This is a genomic window from Pseudomonas sp. NFPP02 (assembly GCF_900119355.1).
GTDB lineage: Bacteria > Pseudomonadota > Gammaproteobacteria > Pseudomonadales > Pseudomonadaceae > Aquipseudomonas > Aquipseudomonas paracarnis.
Genome location: NZ_FPJI01000005.1, coordinates 75045 through 89634 on the forward strand (window position 1 = coordinate 75045; position 14590 = coordinate 89634).

The following is a 14590-nucleotide window of genomic DNA, read 5'->3' on the forward strand; positions in this document are numbered from 1 at the left end:
GAGCATCGTCTTTCAGTCCAGTAGGCGGGTGATGGCTCGCACGATCATCTCCACTTCCTTGCGCTCCAGCGTCAGTGGCGGCAACAGGCGAATGACCTTGCCCCGCGTGACGTTGATCAACAGCCCATGCTCCTGCGCTGCCCGTTGGGCCAGGTCGCGGTAAGGGCTGGCCAGTTCAATGCCGATCATCAAGCCCTTGCCACGAATCGCCCGCACCTGCGGATGTTCCTCCAACTCCATCCGCAACCGCGCCAGTAAGTGTTCTCCCTGGCACGCAGCGTTCTCGAGCAAGCCTTGCTCCTGGATAATCTCCAGCACCGTACACCCGACGCGACACGCCAGCGGGTTGCCGCCAAAGGTGCTGCCATGGCTGCCTGGGGTGAACAGCTCAGCGACGGCAGCGCGGGCCAGGCAGGCGCCGATGGGCACGCCATTGCCCAGGCCTTTGGCCAGGGTCATCACGTCCGGCACGATGCCTTCGTGCTGGAAGGCAAACCAGGTGCCGGTGCGCCCGATGCCGGTCTGGATTTCGTCGAGCATCATCAGCCAGCCGTGGCGCGTGCAGTGATCGCGCATGGCTTTCAGGTAGCCTGGTGGCGCCACCAACACACCACTTTCACCTTGGATTGGTTCAAGCAGTACCGCCGCGATGCGTGTACCGAACTGCGCGGTGACCGCCTCCAGAGCCGCCATGTCGCCAAACCCAATCTTGATGAAATCGCCGGGCAATCGCTGGAACCCCAGGCGCACCGAAGGCCCGTCGCTGGCAGCCATGGTGCCTAGCGTGCGGCCGTGGAAGGCGTTCTCCATCACGACCACCAACGGCTGTTCGATGCCTTTTTTCCAGCCATGCAAACGCGCCAACTTCAGCGCCGTCTCGTTGGCCTCGGCGCCGGAATTGTTGAAGAACGCGCGGTCCAGCCCGGACAGCTGGGCCAGGCGCCGGGCCAATTGTTGTTGCCAGTCGATGCTGTAGAGGTTGGAGGTGTGCAGCAGCAAGCCGGCCTGTTCGCTGATGGCGGCCACTAACCTGGGGTGGGAATGGCCAACATTGGTCACCGCCACGCCGGCCACGGCGTCCAGGTATTCGCGGCCCTGTTGGTCCCACAGGCGCGTGCCCAGGCCGCGGGTGAAGCTCAGGGCCAGGGGTTGATAAGTGCTCATCAGGCAGGCGGCGGTCATGGTGGCGGCTCCAGTGCATCGTTGGGGTGGATCAAGTATGGTTAACCACCCTCGCTGGATAAACGCAGAACTGCTGCAATAACTTTAAACCAGGGCTTGATAATGGATCTGTTCCAGGCAATGTCGGTGTACGTGAAAGTCGTCGAGGCCGGCAGCATGACCGCCGCCGCGCAGGAATGCGGGATTTCGACCACCATGGTGGGCAACCATCTGCGAGCGCTGGAACAACGGCTTGGCGTCAGCTTGCTCAAACGCACCACGCGCAAACAGAACCTCACCGAATTTGGCGGGCAGTATTATCAGCGCTGCCTGGAAGTGCTGGGGCTGGTGGCCGACTCCGAGCTGCTGGCCGAGCAGGTCCACAGCGAAACCCCCAAAGGCAGCCTGCGCATCACCGCGCCCCCCGTGTTCGGCACCGAACGCCTGGTGCCGGCCTTGAGTGAGTTTTCCCAGCGCTACCCACTTATCGACCTGTACGTGGTGATGAGCAATGAGCGCATGGACCTGGTCGACAGCGGTTTTGACGTGGCGATCCGTCTCGGCGAACTGGAAAGCTCCAGCCTGATCGCCCGGCCTCTGCAGGCCTATACCCTCACCCTTTGCGCCTCCCCTGCCTACCTGGCGCGACGCGGCACACCGCACACCCCGGATGACCTGCAGCAGCATGACTGCCTGGCATTCGCCTACCCCGCGAACGACAACTGGCGCGACACCGATAAACTCTGGCGCATGACCGGCGATGAAGGTGAAGTGGAGGTGCCGGTGTCTGGCTCATTGACCATCAACAGCTCCCAAGGCTTGCGCCAGGCCGCCATCAACGGCATGGGCATCAGCATGTTGGCCGATGCCCTGGTGCAACCGGACCTGGAGAGCGGCAAGCTGGTGGCCTTGCTGACCACCTATAATCTGCCCAGCCGCCCCATGCACCTGATGTATCGCCAAGACCGCTACCGCCTGCCCAAGCTGCGGGCGTTCGTCGACTTTGTAATGGAGAAATGGGCGCGCTAGAACGCCACGCCCAACTCACGCAAACGCGCGGCGGTGCGCTCGGCCGATACGTGGTGAATGCCCTGCCAGCCCAACGCGATGGCGGCCTCGATATTGCCGGCGACGTCGTCGATAAACACCACTTCACTGGCCTGGACATCCGGCAGATGCGCACGCACCTGGGTGAGGCTGGCGTGGTAGATCGCCGGGTCAGGCTTGATCAACTTCACCTCGCCGGACACCAGAATGTCGCGAAAACGCGTCAGGAATGGATAGTTGGCCCGGGCGTAAGGGAAGGTTTCAGCCGACCAGTTGGTAAGCCCGAACAGCGGCATCTCAACCTGGTGCAACGCTTCGAGAATCGCCACGCCCTCGGGTAATTCAGCCCGTAGCATTTCGGGCCAGCGCTCGTAATAAGCCTGGATCAGGGTCGTGTGTTCGGGGTATTGGGCAACCAGGGTGCGGGTGGCTTCAGCCAGGGAGCGACCGGCATCTTGCTCGGTGTTCCAGTCCTGGGTACAGATGGTGTCGAGGAACCACTGGCGCTCAACGTCGTCGGCAATCAGCTTGCGGTACAGGTGCTGCGGGCTCCAGTCGAACAGGACACCGCCGAAATCAAAAACTACTGCACGAATCGTCATCAGATCCTCCGTTAGCATGGCTTGATAGCTGCTGGAGTCTGACAGATCTACAAGAGGGAGGCGCGCGCCGAGATGTAAGAAGTGTCTGAAAAGACAGGTGGGAGGAGGCATGGCCTCATTGAGCGAACGCAATGCTCAAAACAACGAAGATCAAATGTGGGAGCTGGCTTGCCTGCGAAAGCGGTCGTACAGCCTCAGATGCTGCGACTGACACACCGCCTTCGCGGGCAAGCCCGCTCCCACAGGGGATTTGCGTTAACTGACTGGCATCAGGGCAAGCCAGTTTCCACCTTATTGACCGCGTTTTAAGCCTGGATCAGGCCGTTGATTTTGACGGTCGGGTTCACATCCGCGTCGTAATCCACGCCGTCGACTTCAAAGCCAAACAAGCGCAGGAATTCAGCCTTGTAACCGGCAAAATCGCTGATCTCGTTGACGTTGTCGTCGGTCACCTGGTTCCACAGTGCGGCCACGGCGTCCTGAACCTTCGGTTCCAGCTCGGCCAGGTCGGCACGCAGGCGGCCATCGGCGTCGAGTTTCGGCTCGCTGCCGTACAGGCTGTCCTTGAACAGGCCGTAGACCTGCTCGATGCAGCCTTCATGGGTGCCCTGCTCTTTCATCACCTTGAACAGCAGCGACAGATACAGCGGCATGATCGGGATCGCCGAGCTGGCCTGGGTGACCACGGCCTTGAGCACCGACACACGGGCGTCGCCCTTGAGCGCAGCGAGGTTTTCGCGCAGGGTCAAAACTTTCTTGTCTAGGTCTTTCTTGGCTTCGCCGATGGAGCCGTTCCAGTAGATGTCCTGGGTCAGCTTCTCACCGAGGTAGGTGAACGCGGTGGTCTTGGCGCCTTCGGCCAATACATCGGCGTCACGCAGGGCGTCGATCCACAGCTGCCAGTCTTCGCCGCCCATGACCTTCACGGTACCGTCGATTTCTTCCTGGGTCGCAGGCTCAAGCGTGGTGTCGACCACCACGCCCTTGTCGGTGTTGATCCCGCGCAGGGTCACGGCCTTGCCGATTGGCTTGAGGGTGGAGTTGTGCACCACGCCTTGCGGGTCGGTACGGCGTGGCGCGGCCAGGCTGTAGACCACCAGGTCGATCTTGCCCAGGTCTTTCTTGATGGTCTCGATGGTCAGGCGCTTGATCTCGTCGGAGAACGCGTCGCCGTTGATGCTCTTGGCGTACAGGCCCTTTTCCACGGCAAACTTCTCGAACGCTGCGCTGTTGTACCAGCCGGCGGAGCTCAGCTTGCCTTCTTCGCCTTCTTTCTCAAAAAACACGCCCAGGGTGTCGGCGCCACAGCCAAACGCAGCACTGATGCGCGCGGCCAGGCCGTAGCCGGTGGAGGCACCGAGGACCAGTACCTTTTTAGGGCCGCCCTCGATGACGCCGTTTTTGGTTACGTAGTCGATCTGCTCTTTGACGTTCGCTTCACAGCCAACAGGGTGAGCGGTCACACAGATAAAGCCACGAACCCGCGGTTTGATGATCATAAAAATTTCTGCCTCTTCCAAGGTGCCGAAGGCCAATAGTGGCCATTCAACTTCAATCGTACCGGTCTATGACGCCTGAAAAACCGAAGCGTCACGATAGTCGCAAATCTTCTGTTCTCAAAATTCAATCCACAAAACGTCGGAGCCTGCACGGCAACGGTTACAAATTGTGCAGCAGCTTCACAATTTCACCCTATTTAAAAACGCCTGCCGGCCCCATAAACCCCTATGATGACGAGATTGTTTCAATATGTTTCGGCTTTGGAGCCTCGTTTCATGAGCAAAAATGCTGTCGGCAAGAAGCTGGTGTCCCTGGCGTGGGTACTCGGCGTTCTGCTATTGATCTATTGTTTCCCGCGCAGTTGCCTGGTGTTTCTGCTGTTGGTGGTGTGCTGCGGCGTTTATGACTTCCTGCGTAACGGCCTGTACGACCGCGACACCATCAAGAAGTATTTTATCGGCAACGGCCGTAATACCTGGGTGCTGGCACCGTTCAACACCCTGCTCGACCTGCTCAGCAGCCGCAACCGGCATGTCTACACCATGAACGACCTGCCACCGGCTTGGCGCGAAGACCTGCAACAGGTGATCGACGACGCCATGGCCCGCAAGGATGAAATCATCAGCTACCTGGACGAGCGCATGGCCGAGAAGAAACGCGGCATGTTGTTCTTCCAGTGGTACGGTCGCCCGATCGAAACCACCCTGGATATCCCGCAGCTGCGCAAGAAACTGCCGTTCGTGAAAACCATCGGCGTCTCGGTGTTCAACGAGAACCGCTCGACCTCGTTCCACTTCGGCCCCCTGCGCATGATGTTCCGTGTGCTCTACAACATGGCGCCGGCACCGCACCATGAGGGCGTGTACATCCAGGTGGGCAAGCACAAGCACTACTGGCACGACGACCCGCTGTTTATCTTCGATGACACGCTGATGCACGCCTCCTTCAACAAAAACGACGCCAAACGCTACTGCCTGTTCATTGATATTGTGCGCCCGACCCTGCTGCCCTCGGTGCTCAACGCCGTGATCGCAGGGTTTGCCGGCCTGGTCTTTACCCTGCGTCGGGTTTTCTACAAAAACTGGAAGCTGATTCAGTAAGTTCTGCGGCATGATGGTGTTGGACGGCATTTGCGCTGGGCCTTGCGCCTGAGGTAAATAACCGTCTCGTGCGACCTTAATTGGCGCTCACCATTCTCAAGCCATCGCCCCCTAGCGGGCGCGGTGGCTATGCTTTCAAGGAATCAGAATGCCCCAACGTCAAGTCATCAACGCCTCCGTCAGCCCCAAGGGCAGCCTCGAAACCCTGTCCCAACGTGAAGTGCAGCAACTGAGCGAAGCCGGTACCGGCAGCATCTACACCCTGTTCCGCCAATGCGCCCTGGCGATTCTCAATACCGGCGCGCATATCGACAACGCCAAGACCATCCTCGACGCCTACAAAGACTTTGAAGTGCGTATTCACCAGCAGGACCGCGGCGTACGCCTGGAACTACTCAACGCCCCCGCCGATGCCTTCGTCGATGGCGAAATGATTGCCAGCACCCGCGAAATGCTGTTCAGCGCCCTGCGCGACATCGTCTACACCGAGAACGAGCTGGATAGCCAGCGTATCGACCTGAGCAACTCCCAAGGCATCACCGATTACGTGTTCCACCTGCTGCGTAACGCCCGTACGCTGCGCCCGGGTGTCGAGCCGAAGATCGTGGTGTGCTGGGGCGGCCATTCGATCAACACCGAAGAATACAAATACACCAAGAAAGTCGGGCACGAACTGGGCCTGCGCAGCCTCGACGTGTGCACCGGTTGCGGCCCCGGCGTGATGAAAGGCCCGATGAAGGGCGCAACCATTTCCCACGCCAAGCAGCGCATCACCAATGGCCGTTACCTGGGCTTGACCGAACCAGGCATCATCGCTGCCGAAGCGCCGAACCCCATCGTCAACGAGCTGGTGATTTTGCCGGACATCGAAAAGCGCCTGGAAGCCTTCGTGCGTGTGGGCCACGGCATCATCATCTTCCCCGGCGGCGCAGGCACAGCCGAGGAGTTCCTGTACCTGCTCGGCATCCTCATGCACCCGGACAACCGCGACCTGCCGTTCCCGGTGGTGCTCACCGGGCCGAAACATGCCGCGCCTTACCTGGAACAATTGCACGCGTTCGTCGGCGCCACCCTGGGCGAAGCGGCGCAGAAGCATTACCAGATCATCATCGACGACCCGGCTGAAGTGGCCCGCCAGATGACCACCGGCCTCAAGGCGGTGAAGCAATTCCGCCGCGAGCGTAACGACGCGTTCCACTTCAACTGGCTGCTGAAGATCGACGAAGGCTTCCAGCGCCCGTTCGACCCCACCCACGAAAACATGGCCAGCCTGCAACTCAACCACGCGCTGCCGGCCCATGAACTGGCGGCCAACCTGCGCCGGGCGTTCTCGGGGATCGTGGCGGGTAACGTCAAAGACAAGGGTATTCGCCTGATCGAGGAGAACGGCCCGTATGAGATCCACGGCGACCCGGCGATCATGAAACCGTTGGATGAATTATTGAAGGCGTTCGTGGCCCAGCACCGCATGAAACTGCCGGGCGGAGCGGCGTATGTGCCGTGCTATCGCGTGGTGCAATAAGCCAGCGGCGGTCGGTCATAGTTTGTATTCGTTTGGGACATAGCAACGCGTGTGAGGAACGAGAGTTCGGACTAGGTTTTACTATTCTGACTCATTCACCTCAGCGAGCGACCTATGGACCAACGGATATTGTCCTCCGTCACTCCTTACCTTAAGGTAAGGAATGTCACGATGGAGACCTTCACTATGGCCACCGCCACACTCACTTCAAAAGGGCAAATCACCATCCCAGTCCAGGTCAGGACAGCCCTGGGCCTGGAAACAGGCGACCGGGTGGAATTCGTCGAAATGGAAGACGGCAAGTTTTCCATGATTGCCGCGAGCAAAACCGTCAAGGACCTCAAGGGTTTGATCCGCAAGCCTGCCCATGCCGTGTCTATCGAAGACATGAACCGCGCCATCGCGGCCCAGGGAGCAACAGCTGGATGATCGGCCTGGATACCAACGTGCTGGTGCGTTACGTGACCCAGGACGACCCGGTTCAATCAGCCAAGGCGTCCCAGCTCATCGAATCACTCACCGCCGCCTCGCCAGGCTTTGTCAGCCTGGTGACGCTTACGGAGCTGGTGTGGGTGTTGCAGTCCTGCTACCAGTCGGCCAAAAGCGAGGTGGTGATGGTGTTGGAAACCTTGTTGCACACGCGGGAACTGACCGTCGAGCACGCCGATATCATCTGGCAGGCATTGCGCAAGTTCAGCGCAGGCAAAGCCGACTTTGCCGACTGCCTGGTTGAACGCTGTGGTCATGCGGCGGGCTGCGAGTACACCGCCACCTTTGATCTGAACGCGGCCAAGGCTGCGGGGATGAAACGGCTCGGCTAGCCCGCTTTGTTTGTGTAGGAGCGAGCTTGCTCGCGAAAAAATCACAGGCACCGCGTGCAATCTGAATGCCCGCGTAACCGTTGACGTTTTTCGTGAGCAAGCTCACTCCTACAGAGAAGGAGGTTAGGTCAGCGTATCCAGCCGCCGATCTGCCAGTGGTAGCCATCATTACGCTGCACCCAGTGCGGGTGTACATAACGATAGCCCTGGCGCACCGGCTCCCAATGGCCGTGCACCGCCACATAGCGCCCGCCTTCCCAACGCCAGTAACCGCGTGACCAGATATAACCCTCGCGTACCGCCGGTTCGACTTCTATCACCTGCACCGGAGGCGGCTGCGGCGCCACCACCTCAACATACTCACGTTGCACCGGCCTGCGTTCATGTACTACACGCTCTTGTACACACCCGGACGCCGCCACCACCATGGCGGCCAATGCTGCATAACGTAACAACATACAAAACCCTCGGGCGCGAACGCCCTGCACCTGCATCAGAAAGTAATCCGCCTTTATTCCAGCCGGGCTCCTGCATGGGCTTTGATTATTTTTAACAGGAAATGTCTGTCAGATTGCTGAACCCACCGGCCTCAAGTCGAACGGGCACTGCTGGCGCTGAATCTGCATGAACAGGTGAGAGAGCTCGCGCGTTTAAACCGAGCCAAAACGTTGTAATACGGCGTCGACAAACCGCCGCAACTTAGCCGTGCGCTGCCGATTCGCGGTGTAGACCAAATGCATTGATCGACTTGGCGCGTCAAAGTCCGGCAGCACCCGCACTAACTGGCCCTCGGCCAGTGCCCTGCGCAAGAAGTCTTCAGGGCCGAGCACGATACCGAAACCATCCAGCGCCGCCGACATCAGCGCCCTGCTTTCGTTGATCTGCAAACGGCTGCTTACCTGCACCCTGTGCGGGACCGCACCTTGGTAAAACACCCATTCACGATCTGCCGGGCGTGACCAGAAGGCATAGCCCAGGCATTCGTGATGCTCAAGGTCTGCCGGCGTCATCGGTGTGCCCCGCGCCTGCAAATAGGCCGGTGCCGCACAGACAACCAGGCGATACGGCGCCAGCGGCCGGGCGGTCAGGCCAGTGGTCCCCAAGGGGCCGATACGAAAGGCCGCCTCATAGCCCTCCTCTACCAGGTCGACGAAACGATCCGTAAGGTGCAGATCGATTTGCACATCCGGGTTGTCACGCAAGAATCCGGTGATCAACGGCATCAGGCTGTAGGAGCCGAACGTCACCGGAGCGGTGATTTTCAGCTTGCCACGCGGGGTGTCGTTCATGATTTGCGCAAGGGAATCCGCCGCCTTAGTCTCCGTCAGGATGTGCTTGCAACGTTCGTAGTAAGCGCTCCCCAACTCCGTAAGGCTTTGCCTTCGCGTAGTACGGTTAAGCAAGCGCGCGCCCAAGCGTTGTTCCAAGGCGGTGACATGCTTGGCCACCATTTGCGGTGACATATTCAAGCGCTCAGCGGCACGCACGTAGGAACCGAGCTCAGCAGCCATCACAAAGGCATTCATGCTTGATAAACGATCCATCATTCCCTACCCCTAGTAACAACAGCCGCGCCACAACTGCGATTTATCACCAAATGGTTGCCAATCATCATAGCCACTTCGTACTTCCATCGGAGCAAGCACATGAAGATTGGCGTAATTGGAGCAGGTTTCATTGGGCGTGCTGTGGCACAACTGGCCTTGGCCGCCGGGCATGAGGTGATGCTGAGCAATTCCCGCGGCCCGCACACCATGAGCAGCGTGGTAAGCGGCATACTCGGTGTGCAAGTTGGCAGCGCAGACGATGCCGCACGGTTCGGCGATGTGGTGCTAGTGGCGATTCCCTTTCAACACTACCGCAGCGTGCCCGCGCAATGGCTGGAGGGTAAAACGGTGATGGATGCCAACAATTACTACCCCGACCGCGATGGGCATATCCCAGAGCTGGACCGCTTTGAAACGACTACCAGCCGCTTGCTGGCCGACCATTTGACACATTCACACGTGGTGAAAGTGTTTAACGCGATCTTCGCCCCCGACCTGACGCAAGACGCCCGCCCTCACGGTGCACCTGATCGGCGGGCGCTGCCCGTCGCGGCGGATGACGCCACCGCGAAGGCCGTCGTGACCCAACTGCTCGATGAGTTGGGGTTCGATGCCGTCGACGCTGGTGAGCTGGATGAAAGCTGGCGATTCGAGCGGGCCAAACCGGCGTACTGCGTGCGCCTGGACCAGGCTGGCTTGAAGGCTGCGCTGGCGGCGGCCGAGCGTGCGGTTGAGCTGCCCCCGGTGGAGCGACACCCGCCGCTCTCCTGAACATTTCCCCACAAAAAAGCCCGCTGACCGTCACCGGTTCAGCGGGCTTTTTCGTGGGTGAGGCTTACAGCGCCAGGTCAGAAACCGGCTTGCTTGGCTCAGCCGCAGGCTTGGCAGCCTCGGTAGCCTGTGGAGCGGCCAATTGCGGGATCGCTGGCGGTGGTGTCAGTTGCAGCACACCGGCAGTGTAGGCCCATTCCTTGGCAACCGCTTCAGGGCTGTCGTTCAGCTTGGTGCCGTAGCTTGGCACGATCTGGTGCAGTTTTTCCTGCCAGGCCGGGCTTGCTACCTTGTCCTTGAACACTTTTTGCAGCACGGTCAGCATGATCGGAGCCGCGGTGGACGCGCCTGGCGATGCACCCAACAGGCCTGCGATGGTGTTGTCGGCAGAGCTGACCACTTCGGTACCCAGCTTCAGCACGCCGCCTTGCTCTTCATCACGCTTGATGATCTGCACGCGCTGGCCGGCTTGCCACAGGCGCCAGTCGGACTGCTTGGCGTTCGGGAAGTACTCTTGCAGCGCCTTGAAACGGTCATCATCAGACAGCATCAGTTGGCCGGCGAGGTACTCGACCAGTGGGTATTCACGAATACCAACTTTGGTCATAGGCCAGATGTTGTGGGTGGTGGTGCTGGTCAGCAGGTCCAGGTACGAGCCTTCTTTCAGGAACTTGGTCGAGAAGGTGGCGAATGGGCCAAACAGAATCACACGCTTGCCATCCAGCACGCGGGTGTCCAGGTGCGGAACCGACATCGGTGGCGAACCTACCGAAGCCTTACCGTAGGCCTTGGCCAGGTGCTGCTCGGCGATGGTCGGGTTCTCGGTCACCAGGAACGAACCACCGACTGGGAAGCCTGCGTATTCCTTGCCTTCAGGAATGCCCGACTTCTGCAGCAAGTGCAGGGCACCGCCGCCGGCGCCGATGAACACGAACTTGGCGTCGGTTTCAGTCTTGGTGCCGTCTTTGAGGTTTTTGTAGCTCACACGCCACGAACCGTCGGCGTTCTTAGTGATGTCCTGCACTTCGCTCGACAGCTTCAAGTCAAACTTCGGCGTAGTTTGCAGGTGAGCGACGAACTGGCGGGTGATCTCGCCGAAGTTAACGTCGGTACCGATCGGGCTCCAGGTGGCCGCGATTTTCTGGCTCGGGTCACGCCCTTCCATCATCAACGGAACCCACTTGGCGATCTGCGCCGGGTCTTCGGAGTACTGCATGCCGGCGAACAGCGGGCTGGCCTTCAGGGCTTCGTAGCGTTTTTTCAGGAACTTGATGTTGTCATCGCCCCACACAAAGCTCATGTGCGGAGTGGAGTTGATGAACGAACGCGGGTTCTTCAACACGCCCTGCTGAACCTGCCAGGACCAGAACTGACGGGAGATCTGGAACGCTTCGTTGATCTCGACCGCTTTCGGGATCTCAACGTTGCCGTTCTTGTCTTCCGGGGTGTAATTCAGCTCAGCCAGGGCCGAGTGACCGGTACCGGCGTTGTTCCAGCCGTTGGAGCTTTCTTCGGCCACGCCATCGAGGCGCTCGACCATCTCCATGGACCAGTCCGGCTCCAGCTCATTGAGCCAGACACCCAAGGTTGCACTCATGATGCCGCCGCCGATCAGCAGCACATCGACTTTCTTTGCCTCTTCCGCGTGAACGGACGTGATCCCCATCGACAAAGCCAGCCCCAGCAGGGCAGTGTTTACTTTTTTAAACATCAGTAGCACCTATGATAAAACGCCATCCGCCCTACCGCCCCCGATCATGAGTAACCCTCGTTCACGCTACGTCAGGCAACGTACCGCGGGGTCTGCACAGTCACATAAAGGCTGCAGGGTGGGCACACAAGGCCGATGGATCGACCTCACTGTTATGTCCCTTCTGCGCTGACTTCTTATCATTATTGGCTTCAGCTACCTGGGCGACAGCCAACCGCTGGGACGTATACGGGTGTACGCACCAGGGAAAGACTAGCCCAAGACGGCGCGCAGAATATCACGCTAAACAGCGTTTATGCGCCGTTTGGCCAATTGACAGGCCTAAATCGCAGGTTTTAATGCGCCCCTGTCAAGCCTGGCAGCCGCGACCTGCGGTCACAGGCGTGGAACTCTGCCGAAAATGGCGGTTCTAGACACCTTCGTCGCGGCTTGCGTAGCATCGACGACGTCCTTCGTGCACACCCTCCACACAGAGTTACCCATGACAATCCAGCAAACACCCGGGCAGGTACTGCCCGCGCGCAGCGCCGCCAAAATGGAAGCGGCCATGGCCGTGGGCGCTTTCGCGATCGGCACCGGCGAATTCGCCATCATGGGCCTGATGCCCGACATCGCCCAGAACCTGGGCCTGAGCGAACCCCAGGTCGGCCACGCCATCAGCGCCTACGCCCTGGGCGTGATGGTCGGCGCCCCGCTGCTGGCCATCCTCGGCGCCAAGCTGCTGCGCAAACACATGCTGCTGTTGCTGATGGGCCTGTACGCCCTGGGCAACTTCGCCACCGCCTTCACCCCCACCTTCGGCTCGCTGGTGGCCTTCCGCTTTATCAGCGGCCTGCCCCACGGCGCCTACTTCGGCATCGCCGCCGTGGTCGCCTCCAGCATGGTACCCACCGACAAACGCGCCGGCGCCGTAGCCCGCGTGATGATGGGCCTGACCCTGGCCATGCTGCTCGGCAACCCCATCGCCACCTTCCTCGGCCAACACCTGGGCTGGCGCTCGGCGTTTGCACTGGTCAGCGTGATCGCCCTGCTCACCATCGCCCTGGTCTGGCAATTCGTGCCCCACCGCCACGACGAACAACGCAGCGACCCGCGCAAGGAACTGCGCGCCTTCACCAAACCCCAGGTATGGATGGCCCTGTCCATCGGCGCAATTGGCTTTGCCGGGATGTTCTGCGTATTCAGCTACCTGGCGCCGACCATGCTGGAAGTGACCAAAGTCTCGCCGCAGTGGATCCCCTTCGGCCTCGCGGCATTTGGCGTGGGCGGCATCATCGGCAACATTGCCGGTGGCAAGCTGTTTGATCGCATGCAGTTTCGGGCGGTGGGTTTGATATTGGTATGGTCGATGGCGGTGTTGTTGTTCTTCCCCTTCGCTGCGTCTTCGCTGTGGGGCGTGCTGCTGAGCATGGGGCTGGTGGGCACCATGGTCGCATTGGCGGCGCCGTTGCAGATTCGCTTGATGGACATCGCCCACGAAGCGCCGAGCTTGGCGGCAGCGTCCAACCATGCGGCGTTTAACCTGGCGAATGCGCTGGGACCGTGGTTTGGGGGGATGGCGATTACGGCAGGGTTGGGTTGGACCAGTACCGGCTACATCGGTGCTGCTACAGCGCTGGTGGGGCTGGGCCTCTACCTGATTGCCCGGCGGATGAAAGGCGGCCATTAACGCCCTACTGGATCAAACTGTGGGAGGGCTTCTTGTAGGAGCGAGCTTGCTCGCGAAAAACTCACAGACGCCGCGTTTCTTCAGGAAGCCCGCGTTATCGTTGACGTTTTTCGCGAGCAAGCTCGCTCCTACAGAAGGCGATGACGCTTAACTGACAGGTATTAGTGCTTGCCCCCCACCCCATCAATCATCATGCAACAGCCCCGAACCATACTCCCCATAACTACTCCCCAGCCCACTGCCACCAAAATTCATTTTCGCGGCTTTGTTGGGGCTATGGTCGCCAAATGCCTGGCACCCGCCTGAAAAGCACGGGTCGCTGTTGGTCACGCGCGATGAAGATGAACAAGCGCTTAACAACAACGTGCCGGTGATCATCACGACTTTGACGAGGTTCGAGATCATGGTTTCAGTTCCCTATGGGCTGGAGGCGCTGGGGTCCTCTCTCAGTAGGGGATCGTAGACCTCAACAGCGCAGGGAATTATGAAACTTTGCTGGGTGACAGCATGAGTTCAGGTTGCCGCCTTAGGGCAAGGCGGCAGGGTTGGTTGTCAGGCTTTGACTGGGGCCGTTACAGGCGCAACCTGCTCCTGGGCTCGGTCAACGAGTAGCGAACTCAACTCGATTAACTGCTGAATGCCCAGGGCGATGGCGCGTTGGGAGTCGTCGAGGTCGAACGCCAAGGTGGCGGCCATTTCGTTGGCGGATGCGAGGTTTTCGGCGGCATTGGCCAGGAGGGTTTCGGGGTCGATGGTCGGGTTTACGAGGAATAGGTTGTTGCTTGGGAGTTCAACAGGCGCAGCGTCGTCGGATGGGGGCAAGTGATGATGGATTGCTCGCTGGGCTGCGGCTTGAAGCTTGGCATCCACGGACGATGCGGTTTGATCAGTTGAAGAACTGTTTGTGTTGTTGTGCATGGGCGAAGCTCCAAATATTTTCGGGAGTTAAAACGCCTTAGCAGTTCGGACTTCCACCTCCGGCCACTGGGTTTACATACAGCAGCTTGAGAAGGTTAGCGGTGGTAGGTCTGACAGGCAAGCCGAGAAAAGTGTCGGAAGGTTCCTATGGAATATCATAGTCTGGCTTTGCCATATGTACTGCCGTAAAGATCTTCAAAAATAAAGCTCTGAACACTTCA

The 14590-nt window shown here is 59.6% G+C and carries 15 protein-coding genes; 7 read left to right on the plus strand and 8 right to left on the minus strand.

Annotated elements, in window-relative coordinates:
* Positions 1 to 12: 12 nt before the first annotated feature.
* Positions 13 to 1182 (minus strand): aspartate aminotransferase family protein, encoded by a 1170-nt coding sequence (locus BT204_RS10425; protein WP_054919797.1) that lies wholly within the window; start codon positions 1180 to 1182, stop codon positions 13 to 15.
* A 102-nt stretch (positions 1183 to 1284) separates the two neighbouring features.
* On the opposite strand from BT204_RS10425, the gene BT204_RS10430 reads away from it, so the two are divergent.
* Positions 1285 to 2190, plus strand: coding sequence for a LysR family transcriptional regulator (locus tag BT204_RS10430; RefSeq protein ID WP_072446752.1), 906 nt, complete (start codon positions 1285 to 1287; stop codon positions 2188 to 2190).
* Here BT204_RS10430 and BT204_RS10435 read toward each other — a convergent pair.
* On the minus strand, positions 2187 to 2810 hold the full coding sequence (locus BT204_RS10435; protein WP_072446753.1) for an HAD family hydrolase: 624 nt from the start codon (positions 2808 to 2810) through the stop codon (positions 2187 to 2189). The two genes, BT204_RS10430 and BT204_RS10435, sit on opposite strands and share 4 nt — an antisense overlap.
* A gap of 305 nt (positions 2811 to 3115) precedes the next feature.
* A complete protein-coding gene (gene fabV, locus BT204_RS10440) occupies positions 3116 to 4309 on the minus strand; it encodes an enoyl-ACP reductase FabV (RefSeq protein ID WP_032902674.1) in 1194 nt (397 codons plus the stop codon).
* 276 nt (positions 4310 to 4585) lie between these two features.
* On the opposite strand from fabV, the gene BT204_RS10445 reads away from it, so the two are divergent.
* The 4 genes from BT204_RS10445 to BT204_RS10460 all read left to right on the plus strand — a co-directional run bounded on the left by BT204_RS10445 (position 4586) and on the right by BT204_RS10460 (position 7753).
* Positions 4586 to 5410 carry an aspartyl/asparaginyl beta-hydroxylase domain-containing protein gene (locus BT204_RS10445; RefSeq protein ID WP_032900476.1) on the plus strand — a complete coding sequence of 275 codons (825 nt, stop codon included), beginning with the start codon at positions 4586 to 4588 and terminating at the stop codon, positions 5408 to 5410.
* A 148-nt stretch (positions 5411 to 5558) separates the two neighbouring features.
* On the plus strand, positions 5559 to 6932 hold the full coding sequence (gene ppnN / locus BT204_RS10450) for a nucleotide 5'-monophosphate nucleosidase PpnN (RefSeq protein ID WP_032892811.1): 1374 nt from the start codon (positions 5559 to 5561) through the stop codon (positions 6930 to 6932).
* 171 nt (positions 6933 to 7103) lie between these two features.
* Positions 7104 to 7361 carry an AbrB/MazE/SpoVT family DNA-binding domain-containing protein gene (locus BT204_RS10455; protein ID WP_072446755.1) on the plus strand — a complete coding sequence of 86 codons (258 nt, stop codon included), beginning with the start codon at positions 7104 to 7106 and terminating at the stop codon, positions 7359 to 7361.
* Entirely contained in the window at positions 7358 to 7753 is a 396-nt protein-coding gene (locus tag BT204_RS10460; protein ID WP_054919810.1) for a PIN domain-containing protein, read from the plus strand. The genes BT204_RS10455 and BT204_RS10460 overlap by 4 nt, the downstream gene beginning before the upstream one ends.
* Positions 7754 to 7881: 128 nt before the next feature.
* On the opposite strand, the gene BT204_RS10465 is transcribed toward BT204_RS10460, so the two are convergent.
* Entirely contained in the window at positions 7882 to 8211 is a 330-nt protein-coding gene (locus BT204_RS10465) for a YXWGXW repeat-containing protein (RefSeq protein ID WP_034127032.1), read from the minus strand.
* Between the two features lie 192 nt (positions 8212 to 8403).
* Positions 8404 to 9300: a LysR family transcriptional regulator gene (locus BT204_RS10470; RefSeq protein WP_054898631.1), complete on the minus strand. Its 897-nt coding sequence runs from the start codon at positions 9298 to 9300 to the stop codon at positions 8404 to 8406.
* A gap of 66 nt (positions 9301 to 9366) precedes the next feature.
* Here BT204_RS10470 and BT204_RS10475 point away from each other — a divergent pair, with 66 nt between their 5' ends.
* On the plus strand, positions 9367 to 10071 hold the full coding sequence (locus tag BT204_RS10475) for an NADPH-dependent F420 reductase (protein WP_254914269.1): 705 nt from the start codon (positions 9367 to 9369) through the stop codon (positions 10069 to 10071).
* Positions 10072 to 10135: 64 nt separating this feature from the next.
* On the opposite strand, the gene mqo is transcribed toward BT204_RS10475, so the two are convergent.
* Complete coding sequence (gene mqo, locus BT204_RS10480; protein WP_034126666.1) at positions 10136 to 11782, minus strand: malate dehydrogenase (quinone); 1647 nt, start codon at positions 11780 to 11782, stop codon at positions 10136 to 10138.
* A gap of 481 nt (positions 11783 to 12263) precedes the next feature.
* Here mqo and BT204_RS10485 point away from each other — a divergent pair, with 481 nt between their 5' ends.
* Positions 12264 to 13451, plus strand: a complete 1188-nt coding sequence (locus BT204_RS10485) for an MFS transporter (protein ID WP_072446757.1) — start codon at positions 12264 to 12266, stop codon at positions 13449 to 13451.
* Between the two features lie 183 nt (positions 13452 to 13634).
* On the opposite strand, the gene BT204_RS10490 is transcribed toward BT204_RS10485, so the two are convergent.
* Both BT204_RS10490 and BT204_RS10495 read right to left on the minus strand, forming a co-directional pair.
* Positions 13635 to 13856: a hypothetical protein gene (locus BT204_RS10490; protein ID WP_072446759.1), complete on the minus strand. Its 222-nt coding sequence runs from the start codon at positions 13854 to 13856 to the stop codon at positions 13635 to 13637.
* A 147-nt stretch (positions 13857 to 14003) separates the two neighbouring features.
* A complete protein-coding gene (locus tag BT204_RS10495; RefSeq protein WP_054919819.1) occupies positions 14004 to 14369 on the minus strand; it encodes a DUF6124 family protein in 366 nt (121 codons plus the stop codon).
* Positions 14370 to 14590 lie beyond the last annotated feature (221 nt).

Bases quoted from the DNA above. Each gene is read 5' to 3' on its own strand.
- BT204_RS10425 (WP_054919797.1), bottom strand. From the start codon at position 1,182: ATGACCGCCGCCTGCCTGATGAGCACTTATCAACCCCTGGCCCTGAGC.
- BT204_RS10430 (WP_072446752.1), top strand. From the start codon at position 1,285: ATGGATCTGTTCCAGGCAATGTCGGTGTACGTGAAAGTCGTCGAGGCC.
- BT204_RS10435 (WP_072446753.1), bottom strand. From the start codon at position 2,810: ATGACGATTCGTGCAGTAGTTTTTGATTTCGGCGGTGTCCTGTTCGAC.
- fabV (WP_032902674.1), bottom strand. From the start codon at position 4,309: ATGATCATCAAACCGCGGGTTCGTGGCTTTATCTGTGTGACCGCTCAC.
- BT204_RS10445 (WP_032900476.1), top strand. From the start codon at position 4,586: ATGAGCAAAAATGCTGTCGGCAAGAAGCTGGTGTCCCTGGCGTGGGTA.
- ppnN (WP_032892811.1), top strand. From the start codon at position 5,559: ATGCCCCAACGTCAAGTCATCAACGCCTCCGTCAGCCCCAAGGGCAGC.
- BT204_RS10455 (WP_072446755.1), top strand. From the start codon at position 7,104: ATGGAGACCTTCACTATGGCCACCGCCACACTCACTTCAAAAGGGCAA.
- BT204_RS10460 (WP_054919810.1), top strand. From the start codon at position 7,358: ATGATCGGCCTGGATACCAACGTGCTGGTGCGTTACGTGACCCAGGAC.
- BT204_RS10465 (WP_034127032.1), bottom strand. From the start codon at position 8,211: ATGTTGTTACGTTATGCAGCATTGGCCGCCATGGTGGTGGCGGCGTCC.
- BT204_RS10470 (WP_054898631.1), bottom strand. From the start codon at position 9,300: ATGATGGATCGTTTATCAAGCATGAATGCCTTTGTGATGGCTGCTGAG.
- mqo (WP_034126666.1), bottom strand. From the start codon at position 11,782: ATGTTTAAAAAAGTAAACACTGCCCTGCTGGGGCTGGCTTTGTCGATG.
- BT204_RS10485 (WP_072446757.1), top strand. From the start codon at position 12,264: ATGACAATCCAGCAAACACCCGGGCAGGTACTGCCCGCGCGCAGCGCC.
- BT204_RS10490 (WP_072446759.1), bottom strand. From the start codon at position 13,856: ATGATCTCGAACCTCGTCAAAGTCGTGATGATCACCGGCACGTTGTTG.
- BT204_RS10495 (WP_054919819.1), bottom strand. From the start codon at position 14,369: ATGCACAACAACACAAACAGTTCTTCAACTGATCAAACCGCATCGTCC.